Origin of the sequence: Paraburkholderia sp. JHI2823 (assembly GCF_038900695.1) — a bacterium.
Classification (GTDB): domain Bacteria; phylum Pseudomonadota; class Gammaproteobacteria; order Burkholderiales; family Burkholderiaceae; genus Paraburkholderia; species Paraburkholderia mimosarum.
In genome coordinates, this window is record NZ_JAYMRY010000003.1 from 283,139 (window position 1) to 305,851 (window position 22,713).

18 protein-coding genes and 1 pseudogene are annotated in these 22,713 nt (G+C 62.9%); 11 read left to right on the forward strand and 8 right to left on the reverse strand.

The window, feature by feature from the left end:
- Positions 1-191: 191 nt before the first annotated feature.
- On the forward strand, positions 192-1,241 hold the full coding sequence (locus VSR34_RS05665; RefSeq protein WP_342962061.1) for a ProQ/FINO family protein: 1,050 nt from the start codon (positions 192-194) through the stop codon (positions 1,239-1,241).
- Positions 1,242-1,541: 300 nt separating this feature from the next.
- On the opposite strand, the gene VSR34_RS05670 is transcribed toward VSR34_RS05665, so the two are convergent.
- The 3 genes from VSR34_RS05670 to VSR34_RS05680 form a co-directional block, all read right to left on the reverse strand.
- Positions 1,542-2,297, reverse strand: a complete 756-nt coding sequence (locus tag VSR34_RS05670; protein ID WP_342962062.1) for a transglycosylase SLT domain-containing protein — start codon at positions 2,295-2,297, stop codon at positions 1,542-1,544.
- Positions 2,298-2,445: 148 nt separating this feature from the next.
- Positions 2,446-3,342, reverse strand: a complete 897-nt coding sequence (locus VSR34_RS05675; protein ID WP_342962063.1) for a fructose bisphosphate aldolase — start codon at positions 3,340-3,342, stop codon at positions 2,446-2,448.
- 309 nt (positions 3,343-3,651) lie between these two features.
- Positions 3,652-4,989 carry a PLP-dependent aminotransferase family protein gene (locus tag VSR34_RS05680; protein WP_342962118.1) on the reverse strand — a complete coding sequence of 446 codons (1,338 nt, stop codon included), beginning with the start codon at positions 4,987-4,989 and terminating at the stop codon, positions 3,652-3,654.
- A 239-nt stretch (positions 4,990-5,228) separates the two neighbouring features.
- Between VSR34_RS05680 and cyoA the strand changes: the two genes are divergently transcribed.
- The 7 genes and pseudogenes from cyoA to VSR34_RS05715 all read left to right on the forward strand — a co-directional run.
- Complete coding sequence (gene cyoA / locus VSR34_RS05685) at positions 5,229-6,242, forward strand: ubiquinol oxidase subunit II (protein WP_342962064.1); 1,014 nt, start codon at positions 5,229-5,231, stop codon at positions 6,240-6,242.
- A 7-nt stretch (positions 6,243-6,249) separates the two neighbouring features.
- A complete protein-coding gene (gene cyoB / locus VSR34_RS05690; protein WP_028210202.1) occupies positions 6,250-8,259 on the forward strand; it encodes a cytochrome o ubiquinol oxidase subunit I in 2,010 nt (669 codons plus the stop codon).
- Between the two features lie 3 nt (positions 8,260-8,262).
- A complete protein-coding gene (cyoC, locus tag VSR34_RS05695) occupies positions 8,263-8,868 on the forward strand; it encodes a cytochrome o ubiquinol oxidase subunit III (RefSeq protein WP_028210201.1) in 606 nt (201 codons plus the stop codon).
- Positions 8,865-9,239: a cytochrome o ubiquinol oxidase subunit IV gene (gene cyoD / locus VSR34_RS05700; RefSeq protein WP_028232317.1), complete on the forward strand. Its 375-nt coding sequence runs from the start codon at positions 8,865-8,867 to the stop codon at positions 9,237-9,239. The genes cyoC and cyoD overlap by 4 nt, the downstream gene beginning before the upstream one ends.
- A gap of 391 nt (positions 9,240-9,630) precedes the next feature.
- Positions 9,631-10,818 carry a macrolide transporter subunit MacA gene (macA, locus tag VSR34_RS05705; RefSeq protein WP_028210199.1) on the forward strand — a complete coding sequence of 396 codons (1,188 nt, stop codon included), beginning with the start codon at positions 9,631-9,633 and terminating at the stop codon, positions 10,816-10,818.
- Positions 10,819-10,820: 2 nt separating this feature from the next.
- Positions 10,821-12,836, forward strand: a complete 2,016-nt coding sequence (locus VSR34_RS05710) for a MacB family efflux pump subunit (protein ID WP_028210198.1) — start codon at positions 10,821-10,823, stop codon at positions 12,834-12,836.
- A 12-nt stretch (positions 12,837-12,848) separates the two neighbouring features.
- Positions 12,849-14,265, forward strand: a pseudogene (locus VSR34_RS05715) (efflux transporter outer membrane subunit); the annotation flags it as partial.
- Positions 14,266-14,390: 125 nt separating this feature from the next.
- On the opposite strand, the gene VSR34_RS05720 reads toward VSR34_RS05715, so the two are convergent.
- From VSR34_RS05720 to VSR34_RS05740, 5 genes are all read right to left on the reverse strand, one after another.
- Complete coding sequence (locus tag VSR34_RS05720) at positions 14,391-16,196, reverse strand: ABC transporter ATP-binding protein (protein WP_342962065.1); 1,806 nt, start codon at positions 16,194-16,196, stop codon at positions 14,391-14,393.
- Positions 16,197-16,206: 10 nt separating this feature from the next.
- Entirely contained in the window at positions 16,207-18,150 is a 1,944-nt protein-coding gene (locus tag VSR34_RS05725) for an asparagine synthase C-terminal domain-containing protein (protein WP_342962066.1), read from the reverse strand.
- Positions 18,132-18,596: a lasso peptide biosynthesis B2 protein gene (locus VSR34_RS05730; protein WP_342962067.1), complete on the reverse strand. Its 465-nt coding sequence runs from the start codon at positions 18,594-18,596 to the stop codon at positions 18,132-18,134. The genes VSR34_RS05725 and VSR34_RS05730 overlap by 19 nt, the downstream gene beginning before the upstream one ends.
- A complete protein-coding gene (locus VSR34_RS05735) occupies positions 18,586-18,894 on the reverse strand; it encodes a hypothetical protein (RefSeq protein WP_342962068.1) in 309 nt (102 codons plus the stop codon). Before VSR34_RS05735 ends, VSR34_RS05730 begins: the two co-directional genes overlap by 11 nt.
- A 66-nt stretch (positions 18,895-18,960) precedes the next feature.
- Complete coding sequence (locus tag VSR34_RS05740; protein ID WP_272945653.1) at positions 18,961-19,083, reverse strand: hypothetical protein; 123 nt, start codon at positions 19,081-19,083, stop codon at positions 18,961-18,963.
- Positions 19,084-20,095: 1,012 nt separating this feature from the next.
- Here VSR34_RS05740 and VSR34_RS05745 point away from each other — a divergent pair.
- The 3 genes from VSR34_RS05745 to VSR34_RS05755 all read left to right on the forward strand — a co-directional run bounded on the left by VSR34_RS05745 (position 20,096) and on the right by VSR34_RS05755 (position 22,190).
- Positions 20,096-20,494 (forward strand): carboxymuconolactone decarboxylase family protein, encoded by a 399-nt coding sequence (locus VSR34_RS05745; RefSeq protein ID WP_028210193.1) that lies wholly within the window; start codon positions 20,096-20,098, stop codon positions 20,492-20,494.
- A 194-nt stretch (positions 20,495-20,688) separates the two neighbouring features.
- Entirely contained in the window at positions 20,689-21,306 is a 618-nt protein-coding gene (locus tag VSR34_RS05750; protein ID WP_042290733.1) for a histidine phosphatase family protein, read from the forward strand.
- 200 nt (positions 21,307-21,506) lie between these two features.
- Complete coding sequence (locus VSR34_RS05755) at positions 21,507-22,190, forward strand: MarC family protein (RefSeq protein ID WP_342962069.1); 684 nt, start codon at positions 21,507-21,509, stop codon at positions 22,188-22,190.
- Positions 22,191-22,713: the final 523 nt, after the last annotated feature.

A 22,713-nucleotide genomic window follows, 5' to 3' on the forward strand; every position in this document is an offset into this window, starting at 1 on the left:
AGGAATCGGTCCTTGCGGGCGCAAGGGATAGGGAGCGGAAAATCGGGGTTTTATCGCGCTACAGGGGTATTTGCTACCAGCAGCGGGCGCATGATGGCGGATTCAGGCGCAGCTCTGTCATACGATTGCCCGGTTAGGTCGGCCGCGATTCGGTATCATAGCGTCCGGTCCCATATGGAAGAGAGCTGGACGTGAAAGCCGCATCGCAACAACGCCGTACCCTGAGCTTCAAGGAAGGTCTTCTTGAGATCAAGAAGAGCATGGGTGGCGGCTCGGGCCAGCCGCCCGAAGAACACGCGCAAAAATCGCAGGGAAAGCCTGCCCACAAGGGCGCGAAGAGCCATGGCGGCTCGCACGCCCCGAAGGGACCGCGCGCGCCGAGAGATGGCGCGGCGCCTGCGGGCGCGGCCGGCGCCAAGGACGAGCGCTCGCGTTCGCGCCACAGCCGGCCCCAGGGCGCAAGAGCGCAGCAACCTGGCCAGCAGCAGGCGCAACAAGGGCAACCAGCGGAGCAGGGCCAACGCGCGCAGCAGCCGCGCCGCCCGCAACAGCCCAAACCGGCTCGCGGGCAGGAAGGCGGCGAGCGCGCCGCGCAGCAGCGCCGGCGTCCGGCGCGGCCCCAGCAGCCGCCGGCAGCGAATTTGAGCGAGGCAGAAAGGGCGCGCATCGAGCGCAACCGCCAGCTCAACACGGTCTGGAACGTATTCGCGAAGCACTACCCTGCATTCCGCGACCGTTTGCCGCTCAAGATCGGCGTGGCCGAGGATCTCGTCGCCCGTCATCCCGAGTATGAGCGGACGATGATCGTCGCCGTGCTCAAGCGTCACGTGAATCATCCGCGCTATCACGAGCGCGTCGCCGCGGGCGGATCGCGTTACGAACTCGACGGCACGGCTTCGGAAGGTCCGGGCATCGACCCCTCGCACATCGGTCGCGCAAACGCGGCGCTCGCGCGCCAGAAGGCCAAGGCCGAGGCGCAGGCCAAGGCACGCGAAGACGGCAAGGCGCAAGCACGGCCGGAGGCGCAAGCCCAGTCCGCGCCGAATGCCGAAGTGCAGACCGAAGCGCAAGCCCAGTCCGCGCCGACTGCCGAAGTGCAGACCGAAGCGCAAGCCCAGTCCGCGCCGACTGCCGAAGTGCAATCGGAAGTCCAGGCCGTGCAGCCTGACGCCAGGGCCGATGCGGCGCAAGCACCGGCACCGCATCCGGAAAACGGCGAGACGCCCGCAATCGGCGCGTGAGCCTTGGTGGCGCTGGATTCTCCGTTCGGAAACGACCCTCGCGCGGCATAGCCACGCGAGGGTCGTTTACACATGTGGCCGGCGCCGCGATCGTTCCCGGTTCATCACTGCCTGCATGACGGCAGTGCCGCCCGCACTCGGGAGCAGACTGCCGATTCACCCACGTCGCGAGTGTTGTCGATTCGTTGCGCGCGCATCCGTCTGCATGCAGCTTCGCGCAGGCTTGCGCTCGGCACGCTGCTGGTCTCACGCACCTGGCGTTTTCGTCGATCCGTCGAACCCGTGTATTGAAAAGCGCGATTACCGGGCGTTGCTCGAAGCCGTGCTTTGCAAGGAGGCTTGCGCCGAAGCCCCCGATCCAGAACCTTTCGCAGCAGGCGCGGAAGCCGCGCTCACAGCCGAAGCGGCCGCTGCCGCAAAAGCCGACGCCGTCGAAGCCGCAAGCTCCGCGCTTGCGGGCGCGTCGCTCGCGGCGGGCGCGCTAGCGGTGTCGAGCACGCGGCTGAACTCCACGGCGCGCGTGCGGATTTTTTCCGCATAGGCCTTCGAGCCGCCATAGTTCTTCATCGCCGAGTTGAGGTCGCCGCCGGCGGCCCGCTGGTAGCCGTAGAGGATCGACGAGCCAATGTCGATGTTGACCTCGGGATCGGTAAGGTCCTTGTTACGCAGGATATTGCGATGTGCCGACGGCACGACCTGCATCAGCCCGGTCGCGCCATTGGCGCCGCGCGCCTTCTCGCGAAAGCGCGACTCGATCGAAATGATGGCGAGGAGCACCGCGGGCGGCAGCGAGTACTTCTCGGCAGCGCCGGTTACGGCCTGCGAGATCTGCGCCGCCTTCTCCTTCGCGACACCGAACTTTTGCGTGAGATACCTGGAAACGGACGCTGAGACCGCACCGGCGCTCGCGGGTGCAACGGGTGCGGAAGCAGAGGGAGAAACCGCGCTCGCAGCCGGGGCGCTGACGGTGTCGCTAGCGGACGTCTGCTGCGCCTGCGCGGCCGCGGTTTGCGCGAGGCCCGGCAACAGGACGAGCAGGCAGAGTAGCTGCCTCATGGCCGGTGCATTCGGAGAAAAAAGGGAAGGTGCAAGTATAACCGGCCTCGCTCCGAGGCCGAATTCGTCTGACCTTCACCTCGCCGGCCCGCATGAGAACCGGCCCGGCGCGCGCTAACGCCGGGTTAGACGCGCCTCGCCCGGGCAGTCAGGCCTTCTGCACCGAAGCCTTCCAGATCTCGTCGATGCTCGCGGCGAGCGCTGCATCGAATTCGGCGTCGCTCATCCCCTTCGTGAGGTCGTTGATGAGGGCGCGCGAAAAGCTTGCAATCATTCCGTGGTTCCTGGCGAGGCGCTCGCACGCGTCGGTGCGCGTATAGCCGCCGGAAAGCGCCACCACGCGCACCACGCGCGGATGCTCGATGAGCGGCAGATAGAAGTCGGGCGTATCGGGAATCGTCAGCTTGATCATGACGTTCTGCGAGGCGGGCAACGCGTCGAGGCCCTTGAGCAGTTCGTCGCGCAGCAGCGTCTCGGCTTCGGCCTTGTCGGGAGCCTTGATCGACACTTCAGGCTCGAGGATCGGCACGAGTCCATGCGCGGCGATCTGCGCCCCGAATGCGAACTGCTGTGCGGCGATCGAAGCGATGCCCGCAGGCGACGCGTGCTCGATCACGGAGCGCATCTTGGTGCCGAAAATGCCCGCCTTCGCCGCGCGTTCGAGCAACGCGTCGAGGCCGGGAATCGGCTTCATGAGGCGCACGCCGTCGGCCTCGGCCTCCAGTCCCTTATCGACCTTGAGAAAGGGCACGACGCCGCGCTCGTTCCAGAGGAAAGCCGGCACGGGCTTGCCTTGCGCCTCGCCGTCCATGGTGGCTTCGAAGAGAATCGCGCCGATCACCTTTTCGCCCGTGAACGCCGGCGCGCTGATGATGCGCACGCGCATCTCGTGGATCAGGCGGAACATTTCGGCGTCGCCGCTATAGGCGCTTTCCGGGATGCCGTACTGGCGCAGCGCGCCCGGCGTCGAGCCGCCGCTCTGGTCCAGCGCGGCGATGAAGCCCGGTTTGTCGCGCATCTGCGCAAGCATCTGGTCGTTTGCCATCGTCATTACTCCCGCGTTTGGGGCGCCCTTGCGGGCGCGGTTGCCCGAATCCGGCCGTCGGCTGGTCCGACGAGTGTACTTGCGCCGCGCTGCCGCGTCTTCGCCATTATGTGGGCACGCGCGCGCAGGGGCACTGAAGAAAGAAAACGTAGCATTTGCGATGCCAGAGCAGCCGATGAAGAACACGCAAGCGCGAGCCGCGAAGGCCGCACCTCGCGCGCTGGTGCGTAAGGGTGCGCGCAGGTGCGTAATCGTGGGTGCAGGTGCGCAATGGTGCGCGCCGCCGCGCGACCCACGACCGAGGCGCCGTCACACGATCACTTGCGCCTGCGCGCTGCGGTCGTTCGCGAGCAGCCCAGAAAGCTTGCGCAGCGCGGCCTGCAGTTGTTCGCGTTCGCCCGTGGCGCCCAGCGAAATGCGGATGGCATTCGCGGATTCCGGGCCTTGCTGGAACGCCGTGGAGGGCGCCACGGCGAGGCCCTCGGTGCTCGCGGCGGCGGCCAGTTCGCGCGCTTGCCAGTAACGCGGCAGCGTGTACCAGAGGTGGATGCCCGCGCCCGCCGACGAACCCAGCGTTTGCGCCGCGATGCGCTGCCGCTCGCGCGCCTCGGCCTTCACGCCAGCGAAGATCTGCTCGGCCACGCCTTCCTCGATCCAGTGCGTGGCGAGCGCATTGGTGAGCGGCGCGGCCATGAGCGAGAAGGTGCGCAACGCGCTCAGGAGGCGCCCATGCGCTTGTTCGTCCGGCAGCGCGAGATACGCCGTACGCAAACCGGGCGAGAGCGTCTTGGAAAGCGTCGCGAGATAGCACACCTGGTTCGGCGCCAGACGCGCGAGCGGGGGAGGCGCGTCCGGCGCGAAGCGCCAGTAGGGATCGTCCTCGACGATGCGCGCGCCGCAGCGCTGCGCCACCTGGAGAATCTCCAGCCGGCGCGACTCGGGCATGGTCGCCGTGGTCGGGTTTTGCAGCGTGGGGTTCAAGTAGACGAGCCGCGCCGCGTACTCGCGGCAGGCTGCTTCGAGCGCGTCGGGGCGCATGCCATGGGCGTCCGCGGCAACCGGCTCGACGCGCCGGCCCAGCTGCGCCGCGGCGTGCGGCAAGCCCGGATACATCAGCGGCTCGGCAAGGATGGCGTCGCCGGTTTGCGTGAAGGCGAGGATAAGTGCTGCGAGCGCCGCCTGCGCGCCGGGGCAGACCACGACGCGCTCGGGCGCAACCTGGCCGAGCATCGGGCGGAGCCACCTGGCGCCCGCTTCCCAGTCGGCGCGGCCGCCGCCGCCCATGTGATAGGTCATGAGCAGGTCGGCGTCGCTGCGCAACAGCACGCGCGACATGCCCTCGCGCAGGAGGACATCCATCTCGAGGCCCACCGGTGGCGGCGGGATGTTCATGCTGAGGTCCACGCGTTGCAGCAGCTCGGCGCGCGGCGCGGCGATGAAGGTGCCGAGCGGCCCCCGTGCCTCGATCAAGCCACGCCGGCGGGCTTCGTTGAAGCCGCGCGTGACAGTGGTCAGATCGACCGCGAGCAGGGCGGCCAGGCTGCGCTGCGCGGGCACGCGCTCGCCCGGGCGCAGCGCGCCTTGCGCCACAGCGTCTTCGATGAAATCGGCGAGCCGCAGGTAGCGCGGGCCGCTGCCGCTTTGCATCGCCGTGGCCCATGCATTGATTTCGCCGGTGCTCGGGGAAGGGTGATCGTGTGTCATTGTGTCGCGGATGTATGCGTCATGTCTTACTCTAGCATGCGTGCATGAAGCGCGTAAATCCATACATATAGGCTATGTATGGCATCTGCGGCGGCGCGTGGTCGTGCGATTGGGCGGCTCGTGCAGCAGCAGAATGAGCACGTATGGATGGGTTTGCGCGAACGTCAACCTCGGAACCAGACATGCGCAATCCAGACCCTCGCTCGGGGCGGGCCGCCACAGCCGGCCCGCCGCCTTCACCCCGTACTCCCGTTATTGCCCGCTTTCTGCGTCGCGCCTCGCTCGTCGCCGCGGCCGGTCCGCTCGTCCTGCTCGGCGGCTGCAACATGGCGCTGCTCGCCCCGAAGGGCGACATCGGCGTGCAGGAAAAGAACCTCATCCTGATCGCGCTCGGCCTGATGCTGCTCGTCGTGATTCCTGTGATCCTGCTCACGCTGTGGTTCGCGTGGCGCTATCGCGCCTCCAACACGAACGCGACCTACGCGCCGCGCTGGTCGCATTCGACTGCGATCGAAGTGGTGGTGTGGTCGATTCCCTGTGTGATCGTGCTCACGCTCGGCGTGCTGATCTGGCGCACGACACACTCGCTCGACCCATATCGCCCGATCGAGTCGCAAGTGAAGCCGGTGCGCGTCGACGTGGTCGCGCTCAACTGGAAGTGGCTCTTCATCTACCCGGATTACGGCGTGGCCTCCGTGAACCAGCTAGCGATTCCCGTCGATACGCCGGTCGAGTTCAACCTCACGGCCGAGTCGCTGATGAACTCGTTCTTCATTCCGCAACTGGGCAGCCAGGTTTACGCGATGCCGGCCATGCAGACGAAGCTGCACCTCATCGCGAACGCGCCCGGCGTCTACGCGGGCCGCTCGGCGGCTTTCAGCGGCCCGGGCTTTTCCGACATGCATTTCGACACGCTCGCCAAGAGCCGCGCCGATTTCGACGCGTGGATCGCGCAAGCGAAGGCCTCGCCCACGATGTTGAGCCGCGCGGCCTATGAACGGCTCGCGCAACCCGGCGAAAAGACCCCGGTGACGCTCTATTCGAACGTCGCGCCCGGCCTCTTCGACGGCGTGGTCGGCAAGTACATGCGCGACGTGCACGGCAACCCCATTTGCGGCACGGTCCCCAGCGCGGTCCCGGGCAGCGGCGCCCCGGCGCTCACGCTCAACCGTAACGCCATCCTGGCAGCGGAGTAATCACACCATGTTCGGAAAACTCACGCTCGACGCCGTTCCCTGGCACGAGCCGATCATCATGGGCACGGGCGCCGTCGTAGCGCTCGGTGGCCTCGCCTTGCTCGCCGCGATCACGCTCGCGGGGAAGTGGGGCTATCTGTGGCGCGAGTGGATCACGTCCGTCGATCACAAGCGCATTGGCGTCATGTACATCATTCTGGCGGTCGTCATGCTGCTGCGCGGTTTCGCCGACGCCATCATGATGCGCGCGCAACAGGCCATCGCCTATGGCGACGCGGCGGGCTATCTGCCGCCGCATCACTACGACCAGATCTTCACGGCGCACGGCGTGATCATGATCTTCTTCGTGGCCACGCCGCTCATTCTGGGCTTGATGAACGTGGTCGTGCCGCTGCAGATCGGCGCGCGCGACGTCGCCTATCCGTTCGTCAACTCGCTCTCGTTCTGGCTTTCGGTCGTGGGCGCGGTGCTCGTGATGGTGTCGATGTTCGTGGGCGACTTCGCAGCCACTGGCTGGGTGGCCTATCCGCCGCTCTCGGAACTCGGCTACAGCCCGACCGTTGGTATGGATTACTACATATGGTCGTTGCAGCTATCGGGCCTCGGCACCACGCTCTCCGGCATCAACTTCATCGTGACGATCCTGCGCATGCGTGCGCCGGGCATGGACATGATGAAGATGCCCGTGTTCGTATGGACGGCGTTCATCACCAACATCCTGATCGTCGCGGTGTTCCCGGTGCTCACCGGCACGCTCGCGCTGCTCACGATGGACCGCTACCTCGACATGCACTTCTTCACGAACGAGCTGGGCGGCAACGCGATGATGTACATCAACCTGATCTGGGTGTGGGGACACCCCGAGGTGTACATCCTGATCCTGCCCGCGTTCGGTGCGTACTCCGAAATCATTGCCACGTTCTCGGGCAAGCCGCTGTTCGGCTACAAGTCGATGGTCTACGCCACGTCGTCGATCGGCGTGCTTTCGTTCTTCGTCTGGCTGCACCACTTCTTCACGATGGGCTCCGGCGCGAATGTCAATGCGTTCTTCGGCATCATGACCACGGTCATTTCGATCCCGACGGGCGTAAAGCTCTTCAACTGGCTCTTCACGATGTATCGCGGCCGCATCCGTTATCACAGCGCCACGCTCTGGACGATCGGCTTCATGGTGACGTTCGCCGTAGGCGGCATGACGGGCGTGCTGCTGGCCGTACCGGGCGCGGACTTCGTGCTCCACAACTCGCTCTTCCTCGTCGCGCACTTCCATAACGTCATCATCGGCGGCGTGGTGTTCGGCTGCCTCGCCGGCGTGAGCTTCTGGTTCCCGAAGGTATTTGGTTTCACGCTCAACGAGTTCTGGGGCAAGGTGTCGTTCTGGTGCTGGCTGATCGGCTACTGGCTCGCCTTCACGCCGCTCTACATCCTCGGCTTCGAAGGCATGACGCGCCGCATGAACCACTATGAGGTGGCCGACTGGCATCCGTGGCTCGTCGTGGCGCTCGTGGGCGCGGTGTTCGTGGGCATGGGCATTCTCGCGTTCATCGTGCAGATCGTGGTGAGCCTGCGCGATCGCGAGGCGAACCGCGACTTGACCGGCGACCCCTGGGACGGCCGCAGCCTCGAATGGTCGACGTCGTCGCCCGCGCCGTTCTACAACTTCGCCGTGCTGCCGGAGATCACCTCAATGGAGCAGCACTGGGACAACAAGGAAGCGGGCCGCGCCTGGGTGCAGCCGCGCAAGTACGAAGACATCCACATGCCGCGCAATACCGGCGCCGGTTTCATCATCGCGGCCTTCAGCCTGCTGTTCGGCTTCGCGATCGTGTGGCACATGTGGCTGTTCGCGGCGGTGGGCCTGGTGGGCATGATCGCCACGTTCATCGTGCGCAGCTACGACCAGGATGTGGATTACTGGGTTCCGGCCGCCGAGGTCGAGCGCATCGAGAATGCGCGCTTCAGACAACTCGGCATCAAGCGTTTCGAACAACCCGAGCAAATCGAGGAGATGGCGTAAACCATGGCTCACGCTGCTACTACTCACGCCCATGGTCATGGTCACGATCACGACGACGGCGCCAGGACCACGCTGGGCTTCTGGATCTACCTGATGAGCGATTGCCTCATCTTCGCGACGCTCTTTGCCACGTTCGGCGTGCTCGCGAACGCGACGGCGGGCGGTCCAGGCGCCAGGGAACTATTCGAACTGCCATACGTGCTCGGCGAAACGCTGCTGCTGCTCGCGAGCAGCGTCACGTTCGGCATGGCCATGCTGAACCTCTACGCGCAGCGGCGCGGCCAGGTGATCGTGTGGCTCGCCGTCACGTTCCTGTTCGGCGCGGGCTTCGTCGCGATGGAGGTGAACGAATTCGCCAAGCTCATCGCCGACGGAGCCGGGCCAGGCACGAGCGCTTATCTCTCCGCGTACTTCACGCTGGTCGGCACCCACGGTTTGCACGTCACGGCGGGTCTGCTGTGGATCGCGGTCATGATGCATCAGACCTTCAAGTTTGGCCTGACCGGTACGATCCGCCGCCGTCTCGCATGCCTGAGCCTTTTCTGGCACTTCCTCGATCTCGTGTGGATCTGTGTGTTTACGTTCGTTTATCTGCGAGGTTTCCTGTGAGCCAATCCCATGCCATTCACCACGCTGGTGACGACGCGTCGCACGGCAGCTTCAAGGGCTACATGATCGGCACCGTGCTTTCGCTCGTGCTCACGCTCGCGTCGTTCGGCGTAGTGATGTGCCGAGTCGTTTCGCCGGAGTTCGGGCTCGCGGCCATCGTCGTTCTGTGCATCGCGCAGCTCGTCGTGCAGCTCTTTTATTTCCTGCATATCGGCGCGTCGCGCAGCCAGCGCGCCAACACGGGCATCTTCATCTGCACGGCCTTTCTGATTGCGGTGATCGTCGGGCTTTCGCTGTGGGTCATGCATAACGCCAACGTCAACATGATGCCGTCGCAGATCTCGATCGACCGCGCCATGGCGCACGATTGAGCGGCTTGTTGCTCGCCATGCTCAGCCTCAATGCGTTTCGCGATTTGCACGCGTGTTATGGACTCCGCGCGTGCAACTTCCATCGCCGTAGCGAGCATCACCTCGGACAACGCACGAGGGCGACCGCCACCATGGCCGGACAGCAGACCACACTTGCTCGTTCCACAAGCGGGAACGGTTGTACATCGACTGCACACTGACTTCCAGCGCGCCCGCGGCCTTGGACGCACTCAAGCCGTCGCGGGCAGCAGCAGCCTGCTCCTCGTGGAATTCGGACAAGTAGCGAAGCTCGCAGCGGCGGTGAACTCTCGCTTTCTTTCCGTTTCCCAATTATATTATTTCAATTTGATTACGGTTATTCGTTCGCACACGCCTGACATAGACCGGTCCCATGAAGCAATCCTCACGCCGCTGGCGCTACGCGGTTGCAGGCCTCGCCGTCGTCGTCCTGCTCGTTGGACTCGCGTGGCGTTGGCTCGTGCCGGACGAGCGTCCGCAATACCTGACTGCGAAGGTCGAGCGCGGTGATCTCGAAAACACGGTGCTCGCGACGGGAACGCTGCAGGCGTTCAAGCAGGTCGACGTCGGCGCCCAGGTGTCCGGTCAGCTCAAGTCGCTGAAGGTCAAGCTGGGCGATAAAGTCGAGAAGGAACAATGGCTCGCGGAGATCGACCCGGTGATTTCGCAAAACGCGCTCCGCCAGACGCAAGCCGACGAGCAGAACCTTGCCGCGCAGAGGCGCGCGACGGCTGCGCGGCTCGCACAGGCGGAGCTCGCCTTCCAACGGCAGCGGCAGATGCTGCCGCACGCCGCAACCTCGAAGCAAGACTACGAAGCCGCGCAAGCCGAGCTCGACGTGCAACGTGCGACCCTCATTTCGCTTGACGCGCAGATCCGCGCGGCCCGCATCCAGATCGAAACGGCGCAGGCCAACCTCGGCTATACGCGGATCGTCGCGCCGATGGACGGTGAAGTCGTCGCGATCGTCACGCAGGAAGGTCAGACTGTAATCGCGCAGCAGCAAGCGCCGGTGATCCTGAAGCTCGCCGACCTCGACACGATGACCGTGAAGGCGCAGGTGTCCGAAGCCGACGTGATGCGGGTACATCCCGATCAGAGCGCGTACTTCACGGTTCTTGGCGAACCGGACAAGCGCTACTACGGCAAGTTGCGCGCGATCGAACCCGCACCACAGAATTTTCTCGACACGCAGAATCCGCTCGGCGGCATGGGCGGCTCATCAAGGTCGAATACCGCCGTGTTCTACAACGCGCTGTTCGAGGTAGCGAATCCCGGTCACCGACTGCGCATCTCAATGACCGCGCAGGTCAGCGTGCTGCTTGGTACTGCGCGCCAGGTGCTCCACATCCCGGTCGCCGCGCTTGGCGCGAAGGCGCCGGACGGACGGTATGCGGTGCGCGTGCTTGGCGCCGATGACAAGCTCGTCACCCGAAAGGTCCACGTCGGGTTGAACAACAACGTGAAGGTCGAAGTGCGTGACGGCCTGAAATTCGGCGAGCGTGTCGTAATTGGCGAGGCGGCCGACGCGCCCGACGCCGTCTCCGGCTTGGGGCTCTGATGATGGGCTGGCCGCTGCTGCAGCTCACCGATGTCTCGCGGCGCTTTCCTTCCGGCGGCGGGGACGTTGTCGTGCTGAAGCGTGTCGATCTGTCGATCGACTCGGGCGAGATTGTCGCGATCGTCGGCGCGTCGGGCTCCGGCAAGTCGACGCTGATGAACATTCTCGGTTGCCTGGATCACCCGAGCACCGGCCGCTATCGGGTCGACGGCCGCGAAACATGCGACCTCGGCGAGGATGAACTTGCGCAACTGCGGCGCGAGCGTTTTGGTTTCATCTTCCAGCGCTACCACCTGCTGCCTCACCTGAGCGCGGTGGCGAACGTCGAGATACCGGCCATCTATGCGGGCAGCGCTCAGTCAATCCGCCGTGCGCGCGCAGGGCACCTGCTTGCGCGCCTCGGCCTCGCTGAACACACCGGGCACCGGCCGAGCCAGCTGTCGGGCGGACAACAGCAACGCGTCAGCATTGCACGCGCGCTGATGAACGGCGGCGAAGTGATCCTCGCCGATGAGCCGACCGGTGCACTCGATTCGAAAAGTGGTCACCACGTAATCCGGATTCTGTGCGAGCTGAATGCGCTCGGTTATACGGTGATCATCGTCACGCACGACGAGCATGTCGCCGCACACGCGCGCCGCATCATCGAGATCCGCGACGGCGAGATCGTCATGGATCGACCAAACACGCCGGTCGCGGACCTGCCTGCCGTCGCAACTGCCCACGCCTTGGCTGGAGGCGGCAGCCCCGCCGCCGCGCCCATGGACGCACTTGCCGTCCCACCGCCGCCAGGCGAGCGCCGATGGTCGGCTAGCGCCGGCCGCTTCGTCGAGGCATTCCGGATGGCTTGGCTCGCGATTGTGTCGCACCGGCTGCGCACGATCCTGACGATGCTCGGCATCATCATCGGCATTACGTCGGTCGTGTCGATCGTCGCGATCGGGGAAGGCGCGAAACGCTACATGCTCGACGAGATCGCCAGCATCGGTCCGAACACGATCAGTATCTACCCGGGCCGCGACTGGGGGGACACACAGGCGAGCGCGATCCAGACGCTCATGCCTGACGATGCGACCGCACTCGCCGAGCAGCACTATGTCGACAGCGTAACACCCGAGACGTCACGCAGCCTGTTGTTGCGCTATCGGAACGTCGATGTCAATGCGCAAGTGAGCGGAGTGGGCGAAAGCTACTTCCAGGTACGCGGAATGAGGATCGCACAGGGTATTGGCTTCGGGCCCGACGAAGTGCGACGTCAGGCGCAGGTCGCGGTGATCGATCCGAACACGCGACGCAAGCTGTTCGGCTCGAACCCAAACCCGAATCCGCTCGGCGAAGTGATCCTCGTCGACAACCTGCCGTGCATCGTGATCGGCGTAACGGCGGTCAAGGGGAGCGCGTTCGGCGACTCGAAGAACCTGAACATATGGGTGCCGTACACGACCGCGAGCAGTCGGCTGTTCGGACAGCGACATTTCGAAAGCGTCACGGTACGGGTGCGCGACGGCCAGTCGAGCCAGGCGGCAGAGAACAGCCTCGTCGCGCTGATGAAGCAGCGCCACGGCCGCAAGGATTTCTTCACATATAACGTGGACAGTGTGGTCAGGACGGCCGAGACGACGGGCCGGTCCCTGACGTTGCTCCTGTCGCTGATCGCGGTGATCTCGCTCATTGTCGGCGGGATCGGCGTCATGAACATCATGCTCGTGTCGGTGACCGAGCGCACGCGCGAGATCGGCATCCGGATGGCGGTTGGCGCGCGGCCGAGCGACATCATGCAGCAGTTCCTCGTCGAGGCCGCGGTGGTGTGCCTTATGGGCGGCACGATCGGTATCGCGCTGTCGTTTGGCGCGAGTTTCATTTTTTCGCTGTTCGTCGCTCAATGGAAAATGGTGTTCTCGGTCGGTTCGATCGTGACCGCGTTCCTGTGCTCGACGCTGATCGGCGTCATGTTCGGTTTCATGCCCGCGCGCAATGCCGCGCGGCTCGATCCGATTGATGCGCTCGCGCGCGATTGAGGTGACGGCACGATGATTCGCTCCCCGATCGCCCTCCGTTGCCTGCTCCCCAACGCATGTGCCGTCGCGCTGCTCGCAGGTTGCGCGAGCGCGCGTCGCCAGCTGCCGCCCGTCGTGAATCTGCCCGCACATTGGACCGCGCACGACGCGACGCCGGAGATGCTGCCCACCTCGGTCCCCGGTACATCTGCACCTTCCGCTGCCGGGTCGATTCCACCGGAATGGTGGCGCAGTTTCGGCGACCCGGTGCTCGACCGGTTGATCGACGACGTGCTCGCCGTCAACAACGATCTCGCCGCGGCTGCGATCCGCGTCTATCGCGCGCAGTTGCAGGCAGGACTCGTCGCGACCAATCTGACACCCGACGCTACGCTCGGCGGCACCGGCAGCGTGTCGCGCGCGCTGGATTCGCACCGGATGTCGCGCACGAGCAGCCAGTCCGGTGCGCTCAGCTACGAGCTCGACCTGTGGGGCAGGCTCGCGGCGCAGCGCGACGCGGCGCGCTGGGCGGCCGACGCGACGCAGGCCGACCGAGATGCGGCACGGCTGTCGTTGATCGGCACAACGGCTGCCCTGTACTGGCAAATCGGCTATCTGAATCAGCAGATCGGGCTCGGCGATGCCGATATCGCATACGCGGAGCGTGCGCTCGCTCTGGTGCGCGCGGCACGTGGCGGGCGCGGTGTCCGGGCTCGATGTTGCGCAGGCTGAACAGAACCTGTCAGCGCAGCGCGCGGCCCGGACGCAACTGATCCAGCAGCGCACCGAGAACCGCCATACGCTCGCGATCCTGTTCGACCGGCCGCCGCAGGCGCAGGCCGCCGAGCCGGCCGGGTTGCCGGATCGACCGTTGCCGGCGGTGCCCGCGGGCATGCCCGCGGATCTGCTTGGCCGCCGCCCGGATCTGCGCGCGGCGGAATTCCGGCTGCGCGAATTGCTCGCGAACGTCGACATCACCCGCACCAGCTTCTATCCCTCGTTCACGCTGACGGGCTCGGTCGGTACGTCGAGCGCGAGCCTCGGGCGCGTGCTGTCGAATCCGGTCGCGATGCTCGGCGTCGGGCTCGCGTTGCCGTTCATCCAGTGGAACACGATGCAGTTGCAGATCAAGGTGTCGCAGTCGCAGTACGAGGAAGCCGTCGAAGCCGTCGTCAATTTTCGTCAGCAGCTGTACACCGCGTTGAGCGAAGTCGAGAATGCGCTTTCCGCGCGCGTGCAACTCGAACGTGAAGGTGAGCAGCGTACGCTGTCGATGGCTCAGGCCCGGCGTGCGGAAGCGTTCGCGCGAGCCCGATTCGCGGCCGGTGCGACCAGCGTACAGCCGTGGCTCGACGAGCAGCAGCGGTTGCGCAACGCACAGAGCGCCGACGCACTCAACCGCTTGAATCGACTCAACAACCGGATGAACCTATACAGGGCTCTGGGCGGCGGTGATCACTTGCCTGATTCCAGTTCCCACGAACCATGTACACCGGAATCAGCCGTACTTGTGATACGTGACGATCGCAGGTGTACTTCGGAGGTCGCGATACAGAGGCCAACATACGTATCAGGCTAATTTCGATAAGGGCTCCCGGATCGAGGCCGTGCGAGGATCTCGGAATTCTGAACGTGATCCTGATAGAACATTGCTTGGCTATGAAACATCCGCGCGTATTTCCCGTTTCGCGCGATGAGTTCAGCGTGAGATCCGTCCTCAACGAGACGGCCTTGGTCGAGTACGAGAATGCGATCCACGAACCGCGTGAGCGCGAGACGGTGGCTGACGATGACCGCGGTTCGTTGCTCGGCGAGCTTGAGAATGAGCCGCATGATATCCGCTTCGGACTCCGGATCGAGTGAGGAAGTGGGCTCGTCGAAGACGAGCAAGTCGGCCTCGTCGGCATGCGCCATCGCACGCGCGATGGCCAGCCTTTGCCACTGCCCACCTGAGATACCGATTCCGCCTGCCATCTCGGTGGTCAAAGGTGTGTCCGGGTGGTGACCGAGGAATTCGAGGCCGACCGCCTGCAAGCATGTGTCGATTTTCAGCAGATCATGTTCGACAAGATTCTCGCGCACGTCGAGAGGAAAACGCGCAAAGTCCTGAAACACACCGACCACGCGCGGAGGATCGTGGGCAACCGACCACGTCAGCTCGCCAGTCGTCGGCTCGTAGAAGCGGCTCAGCAACTTAAGGAGGCTCGTCTTGCCGGCACCGTTCTCGCCGACGATCGCGACGAGTTCCCGATGGCGAATTGTCAGATCGATCCGATCAAGGGCCGCGTGTCCGGAATTGCGATACCGCAGACTCGCGCTGCGCAAGGTCACGCAGGGGGCAGCCGCCAATGTTTCGGGTACCGGCAACTGCCGGCGGGCACGGTCGGTGGCCTGCCGCCCGGCAGTGTGAAGGCAGTTTAGCTTGCGGAGCGGATGAACGGCATAGGAAACACGCAACAGGTCGCCGAAGTTGTAAATGATCGCTGCCAGCCCGTCCTTCAACTGAACGAGCGCCCCGAGCAGGAACGCGAGTTGGGCGAGGCTGAATTTGCCGAGCTGGAACCCTTCGATGACGACATAAAGCGGCGCGCCGAGGCAGACGCTCGCAGCCAGTGACGTCGCACCGAGCTTGAGCGCGTTACGTGTGCGTACTCGTTTGAGCGTATCGAGATAGTTGTCGTAGAGGCCCTGCCACGTGGCCAGCAGACGCTCCTGCATTCGGTAGATGCGCAGATCTTTGGCGAATTCCGGCTGCGTCAATATTCGCTCCAGAATGCGCAATTGATTGAACGTCTCCGCATGATGCTCCTGTACATTCCAGCTCTCTCGCTCGGCCCGTGCGCGGAATAGAACGCTCGGCACCATGCCGGCCAGCATCACGAACGGAATCCACCACGCCGTCTGCCCTGTCAGAAACAGGATCGGAACGATCATCACTGCGCCGATGCACACAGCGTACAGATGCAGGACAAGTTCGCCCACCTCGTCGCTCGCGCCGGCCGCGAGAATCGCCGTTTCGCGCAACTCGGCGTCTTCGTGAATACCAAGACTCGGGTATGTCGCGACGATCGCATTCACATCTCGCTTCAGCACCATGCAGGCCGAATCTCGCAGCGTGTCCACGATGAAGCTCGAGATCGCGTTCAATCCATCGTGAAAGCCACCGAGTATGAAGTAGGTGACCACCAGCGCCATAATGGCCGCGAAGGCTGCATTCGAGATCAGGCGCTCGATGAGTTGCGCGTTGATGTAGAGCAGCACGCTCGGTATGGCGCCCACGACGAGGTTCGATACGATGGCGAGGCACAGCGCCCGTGGTGCCGCTCGCCACAGCAGCGACAACGCTTCGCGGAAATTGTTCAGGATCTCCTGGGCTTTCATGTCGATGGGCTTAGCCGGCAAGGGCTCGCAGTGGACGGAATTTCAAATGTGTTGTGACGGAGGTTCGCGGCCCAGAGAATTTGATGAGCCAGGACTCAAGGTCAGTCACGCCGCGAATGTAGTGATACTGAGTGCCGAGTTGGGTATTCGGATCCTCCGTCGCGACAATGTAAGCCATCAGACGACGACGGAAACGAACCTGATCGACGAGCCCCCAATCATTCAAAACCATCGGCCGGTTGGTCAAATGCAGTAGTGCCCTCGCACTGTTGTGAAACATCCGGCGCGCCATAAGTGCGTAGCTCGTCTTGGTTTTTTTCTCGGTTGCAAAATCCGGCAGGATTTCGCGATAGGCGTTTCGCGCCAGCATTTTCGACGTCGCGTAGGGATTTGCGCGATCAAGGCGTCTGTAATCGTGGTGAAAATGTGGAGGGCACGCGAGCGCAAACGAGATCATCCGCGGATCGAGAAACGGATGAGAATGGGTGCAGTAGACGTTCAACGTGTCAAAGTAGGTGGCCCGGGGAAAGAGCATCGCCCCGATGTAGTCGTGGCCAAGATAACGGTTACGCGAGCGCTTCAAGCGTGTGTTCCCGGAGCGCGCGTGGCGCCGCGTTGCTTCGCGCAGACTTTCCCCCAGGTAGTCGGGCAATTGTGTGTGCTCACCGGCCGATGCCTTGAGCCATTCAAGCCGCCCCAAGCGTGGCGACAGCGAGATAAGGATCTTGCGAACGTACGCTCGCGAGAAAGCCCGCGCGCCGAGGTTTTCCGTCACGTAGCTGTGGAGCGCTCCGATTCCGTCATGCTTGCGAATCGAATCGAGAATCCAGGGATGCATCGACTCGCCCAGAATGACGTCGCCTCCCTCGCCCGTCATGACGAGCGAAACGTCATGATCCTGAAACACGCGTGCGCAGGCTTCCTTTGCGAGTGGATTGGCGGCCGCGTCAGGCCCGTCGACATAGGCGCAGGCATCGTTCGACGTCGGCAGGCGCAGGAAATCATCGGCATAGATGATTCGATGAGGCGCGTCGGCGTGTCGGACCAGCGCCTCGACAAGCTTATCGTCCTGACTCATCGCGAGATCTGCATCTCTGAAACTCATGTTGGCACAGAACGGCGCGGAGCGTCCGGGTACCGAGAGGCTTGCGCCGAGGATGGTATTTGAGTCGACGCCGCCACTAAGCATGATCCCGCTCGCGCCGGCCTCGAGACGGTCGCGCACGCAGGCATCCAGGCGTGCTCGAAATTCCTGCTGGAAATCTTCTCGGCGGGGAAATGCACCATCGGGCGGGAAAGCGGTGGTCTCGCGCGCACGCGTCAGCCTGAACGTCTGTCCTGTTTTGCCAATGTTTAGGACAGTGCTCGCTGGCATCTTCAGCACGCCTTCGAAGAACGTCGCACCTCCGGCCAGTTCATTTTCTCCGACCATGACGGATTGCGTCAGGAGTTCAAGGCACGACTCGCGCCTGATTTCCAGCGGCACAAGACGGCACAGCAAGAGCAGCCTCAGATCATTGCTCGCCACCCATAGCCCGCATTTGCCGCGCCAGTAATAAATTGGGTGCGTCGCATAGTGGTCGGTCACCAACGCTATGTGATCGGGATGAATCGACGCATAGCTGAATTCACCAATCACGGCGCTTTCCGAAGGATCGAGCATAAGCGCGTCTTGTCGGAATGATGTTTGCAGTACGTTTTTGGTCAGATCGCGTAACCAACCGCTGTAGGCCGAGTTGCCATCTGAGGTCTCGATGCGTCGTGGGCCCCAGGATTCTGGTTCGCGCAGGCGTACATCCGTTGTGATCAGAGTCGCCCAGCCGTGATCCATCCTTTTCGCGCTCTCGACCTGGATATCGGCGAGGGCATCGAGCAGAGCGTCGATGTAAGCGTCAACGTCTTCTATCGAGGCATTTACCAGCAGTGTCCAAAGTTTCATATTGAATTCACCCATTCTGCAACTGCTGTTTCAGGATTCATGCGAGCCAGCGCACGATATTCGCTCAGATCGATGCGCCCCGGATTGACGATTTCCAACCTTGATCCCTTGCGGGATAATTCGACCCATGCGTGGCCGACTATCTTCTCATCCTGCTTTTTTACGCCAATCACCATGTCGCTCGGAATGCCATGCAAGAATGCTAGCGACTGGACAACAATGCTCGCCGAATAGCACGATGCGGTACCAACTTCGAGCAGGTCTGATTGGTAAATGGAATCGCAGACTTCCTGAAGATAAGTTTGGTCAATGTAATCGCGGGTGTGCGAGAATTCGCCCCTGATGGCGGCGGGAAAAACAGATTTGAAAATATATAGATAGGCGTCGGTTATCGAATTACCGAGCAAAAACGCGCGCACGAGGCTATGGGTGATAAAGATATATGCGCTTTCATTTTTCATATATGGCACCTAGATCGATCAAGGTGGTGACGCCGTTTATGATTAGCCGTTCTTCCTCGATTTCCAATGATCGACCACTTGAAATCTCGTCGATGAGATCCGTCAGACTCAATCCTGAATGCACTCCTTGAAAAATCGTCAAGATATCTGCTGCTACACCGGATACGCGAAAATAGCCGTTCCTGGTTTTGCTATAAAAAACCATCTCACCTTCAAGTGGGACGAATTCGAGAGAGGTGTTCGGATACAGCAGTTTCGAGCGCGTATGCGACATACCTCTAACCGTTGGTGCCTTCATGTGGCGCGCGGCCGTGAAACATCCCGGTACGCGCCACGTTTAATTGATGGATTACAGCACTGGTTGTTACATGCCCTTCACGCCGCGCCCAAAGAGTCCATCTCCGGGAGCCGACTTTTTCGACAGGACGACGGCGAGAAACGAGCCATATGCAACGACCTTGGTGGGTTGGATCGAGACTGCATTCATTTCATTCTCCTTGAGTAAAGAGGCATGGGTGATCGGCTGCCCTAGAACCGCACTTCGGTATCCTGATTGAAGTGCAAATGTAATGTCGCGCAAATATTTTTGAAAGTAAACATTTTATTTGAGGGGAGAATCATGAAGCGCGAGGTATTGCAAGTTCGCGCTGTCGGAATTGGGGGGATGTTCTTCTGACAGATTTCTACTTACTCTCGGCGCGGGTGTTGCGATTCAGATAGCGATCGCGCCCCTGGGCTTCCGGAGTTAATGACAGGTGCCAGGTCATTTTTCTCAATCCACCAGGTCCAGCCTGGTTCGAATGTGCGTACCGCGCGGGTAGTGGAATTGGGTACGTCTTGCGCGTTCAATGCCGGGCCGGCGACGATTTCGGAAAAATGTCGGCAATACCTGCATGTGCAGAATTCGTCATTCTTCATTCCTAATCATCTTTGAGGCAATGTGTGTGAGTTTCTACGATCGCAGGATTCGGGGGTGGAGCGTTCATGCCATGTATGCGAACGCGTGGGCGGCGGCACTGCGAGGCATGCATCGTGCCGAAAGCCCCGCGCGATGACGCGTCGCTGCACGTGTGTGCCAGCGCGTCGGCCGTGTGGAACAACAGCCGGCCAATGGCTGTACTCTGTGATCCAGCTCTGCAGCCGCGATGCTCCGTTGCCAGAGTCCGCATCGTCACGCCGCGCGGCGGCTGGGCGCTCCGATAATCGACGCCCTCAGCCACTCGCTTCGCAGACGCCGGGATGATGAGGTCAACGAGGCCGTGCGCAGCGCAACCCATAAACCGGCGCGCGAATTCAAGGGCGACCTCCAGCAGGAAGCCGGCCAGGCACGCAAGAACGTCGGCGACGTGTAGGACGCCGCGAAGGACATGACGAAGCGCCATCACTGACAACCGGTGGCCAACGTACCGCGCCGCCGCCTCGCAAGGGGCGGCGACGACGTGCTGTGCGCAGGGCCGCGGTACCATCGCTCATCCCTTTCGTGCAGAACGGAGACGACGATGAGCGAACACAACGACAACGCCGGCGAGGCCGGCAAGGCGCGCCGCACACTGGTGATGGGCGAAGCGTTCGTGAAACGCGCGATGAGCGATCTCGATGGCTTTTCGCGCCCCTTGCAGGAATGGCTCAATGAGCACGCGTGGGGCAGCACCTGGCTGCGCGAGGGTCTCGATCTGAAGACTCGCAGCCTGTGCACCTGTTCGATGCTGGCCGCGCTCGGCCGCAGCACGGAGCTCAAGGGCCACATACGCGGCGCGATCAACAACGGCGCGAGCGTGGTCGAGCTTCGCGAGGTGCTCTTGCATAGCGCGCTCTATGCGGGTGCGCCGGCCGCCGTCGAGGCGTTTCGATGCGCGCGGGAAGTGCTCACCGAGCTTGGGGTTGCCATGCCAGAGTGAGTGGCGTCTCGCGGGGCAGATTGATTTCGTAGTGCGAAGAAATTGAGCCGTGGCAGTTGCCACCATCGCACTGCTTTCGAAATGCCTTCGTTTGCGTGGCTTAACAACGGGGAGGGGAGCGACGCAAAACCCGCAAAACAGGTATGCTCCAAACATCCCGCGTGCTCCGCGCGGGGCTCGTACTGGAGTCTCCGATGTCCGCCAACCCTGCCGGTTTGACCTCTGGCGTGCGCGAAATCTGGCTGATCCGTCATGGAGAAACGCAGTGGAGCCGCTCGGGGCAGCATACGGGACGAACCGATATCCCACTGACCGAGCACGGACGAGAGCAGGCGCGCTCGCTGGCGCCGACGCTCGCCGCACAGCACTTCGATGCGGTGCTTTGCAGTCCCATGGCGCGCGCCATCGAAACGTGCCAGCTTGCAGGCCTTGGCGAGCAGATGACGATCACGGCCGACCTGCACGAGTGGGACTATGGGATCTACGAGGGCCGCACCACGACCGATATCCGCAAGACCGAACCCGACTGGAGCGTGTGGCATTCGCCCATCGCGCAAGGCGAGGATCTCGCGCGCGTTCAGTTGCGCGCGTCGGCGGTAGTGGAGAGCCTGCTTGCCTTGCGGGGCCGCGTGGCGCTCTTTTCGCACGCGCATTTCCTGCGCGCATTGGGGGGCTGCTGGATCTCCGGTTCGGCGGCGTTGGGCGAGCATCTGTATCTCGACACGGCTTCGGTGAGCATTCTCGGCTTCGATCACGAAAGCCGGGCGCTACGCCGCTGGAACGCATTAGGGGAGCGCAGGGCGCTGATGTGAACGGCACGCCGGCCGCGCGCCTGGCCCTGTGATCGATGCCCAGGACAGCGAGAGGCGGCGGCGGCCATCAGGCTCGCGGCGACGAAGGGGATCGGACGGCTGGGGCCAAGTTGGCGAACGCTATGCCAATGAGACCATCGTCTTATGGAACGGGCCGCCCGCCGGCTCCTATACTCCCGGGGAGCCACGGGAGAACAGGGATGCTCAATCAACTCTCCGATACCTTCCTCCTCGTCTTCGCAGGACTTTTTCCCGTCATCAATCCACCCGCGGCGGGGTTCATCGTCCTGAGCATCCTTCCGCACGCGACGCCTGGCGAACGGGCAATTCTCGCGCGGAGCATCGCGATCAATAGCCTTTTCATCCTGCTTGGATCGCTGATAATGGGCGCTTATGTGCTGTCGTTCTTTGGCATATCGATACCCGTATTGCGGGTTGCAGGCGGGTTGGTCATCGCGTTTGCCGGCTGGAATCTGCTTCATAATTCGTTCGGCGACGCGCGCAGTGCGCCTTCGGAGGCGTCGCCTGATGCGGCGCGCAAGGACACGCTGCGCGCCATGGCGTTCTATCCTTTGACGCTGCCTGTCACCGTCGGGCCAGGATCGATCGCGGTTGCGATCGCCCTGGGCACCGGCCGGCCGCGCGGCCAGGTGCAGATTGTCAATGTCGTGGGCGTTCTGCTGGCGTTGGTCGTGCTGTGCGGCTGCATCTATCTTTGCGTGCGTTTCGCGGGACACGTCGGCAAGCGGCTCGGCCCGGTAGGCACAGAGGTGCTGATGCGCTTGCTCGCGTTCGTGCTGCTGTGTATCGGGATTCAGATTCTGTGGCTCGGGCTCGATGATCTGCTCGAGTCGGTGCCGCTTTCGGTCAGCGTCAAGCCGTGAGGTTTGGGGGAAAGCGACATTTCAAAAAAGCCGTAACAAGCAAAACTTCGCTAATTTGCATTATGTAAAACGAATTGGAACGATCGGAGCCGCTGCGTCCCCGACCCGCGCGGACATCTGTTGCGGCCGTTTGTCGATCCCCCATACCCGTTGCAGGACGCAGATGCATCCGCGAGGCTGGGCATGCTCAGCGCTCGTCAGCGCTTCATCACCTCCCGGGGTGCCGGCATCGGTCAGCGTGCAACATTTGCAAGAACCGGAAACGATTCCCATGGGCCGCCGCGCTGCTTGAGCTAAAACCCCGCGCAAGCAGCGCGGCGGCCTCACGATTGCCCTTCCATGTCACGTTTTATCGCATTGCGAACCATTTTCCCGGACCCCTCATCGGAGTGCTGAATGTCTAAAGTCGAGCTACATCAAATCTCTGGGATACCGATATCGGGCTGTGCCGCCATCTGCGGGCGCTGCAGAGGAACAAATCATGCAAACCAACGCTCCGCGACGCCGGCGACATGGACTTCCG

Excerpts from the sequence above, each read along its gene's own strand:
- VSR34_RS05670 (WP_342962062.1), bottom strand. The coding sequence starts at position 2,297 with ATGAGGCAGCTACTCTGCCTGCTCGTCCTGTTGCCGGGCCTCGCGCAA.
- VSR34_RS05675 (WP_342962063.1), bottom strand. The coding sequence starts at position 3,342 with ATGGCAAACGACCAGATGCTTGCGCAGATGCGCGACAAACCGGGCTTC.
- VSR34_RS05680 (WP_342962118.1), bottom strand. The coding sequence starts at position 4,989 with ATGCAAAGCGGCAGCGGCCCGCGCTACCTGCGGCTCGCCGATTTCATC.
- cyoA (WP_342962064.1), top strand. The coding sequence starts at position 5,229 with ATGCGCAATCCAGACCCTCGCTCGGGGCGGGCCGCCACAGCCGGCCCG.
- cyoB (WP_028210202.1), top strand. The coding sequence starts at position 6,250 with ATGTTCGGAAAACTCACGCTCGACGCCGTTCCCTGGCACGAGCCGATC.
- cyoC (WP_028210201.1), top strand. The coding sequence starts at position 8,263 with ATGGCTCACGCTGCTACTACTCACGCCCATGGTCATGGTCACGATCAC.
- macA (WP_028210199.1), top strand. The coding sequence starts at position 9,631 with ATGAAGCAATCCTCACGCCGCTGGCGCTACGCGGTTGCAGGCCTCGCC.
- VSR34_RS05710 (WP_028210198.1), top strand. The coding sequence starts at position 10,821 with ATGGGCTGGCCGCTGCTGCAGCTCACCGATGTCTCGCGGCGCTTTCCT.
- VSR34_RS05720 (WP_342962065.1), bottom strand. The coding sequence starts at position 16,196 with ATGAAAGCCCAGGAGATCCTGAACAATTTCCGCGAAGCGTTGTCGCTG.
- VSR34_RS05725 (WP_342962066.1), bottom strand. The coding sequence starts at position 18,150 with ATGGGTGAATTCAATATGAAACTTTGGACACTGCTGGTAAATGCCTCG.
- VSR34_RS05730 (WP_342962067.1), bottom strand. The coding sequence starts at position 18,596 with ATGAAAAATGAAAGCGCATATATCTTTATCACCCATAGCCTCGTGCGC.
- VSR34_RS05735 (WP_342962068.1), bottom strand. The coding sequence starts at position 18,894 with ATGAAGGCACCAACGGTTAGAGGTATGTCGCATACGCGCTCGAAACTG.
- VSR34_RS05740 (WP_272945653.1), bottom strand. The coding sequence starts at position 19,083 with ATGAATGCAGTCTCGATCCAACCCACCAAGGTCGTTGCATATGGCTCG.
- VSR34_RS05745 (WP_028210193.1), top strand. The coding sequence starts at position 20,096 with ATGAGCGAACACAACGACAACGCCGGCGAGGCCGGCAAGGCGCGCCGC.
- VSR34_RS05750 (WP_042290733.1), top strand. The coding sequence starts at position 20,689 with ATGTCCGCCAACCCTGCCGGTTTGACCTCTGGCGTGCGCGAAATCTGG.
- VSR34_RS05755 (WP_342962069.1), top strand. The coding sequence starts at position 21,507 with ATGCTCAATCAACTCTCCGATACCTTCCTCCTCGTCTTCGCAGGACTT.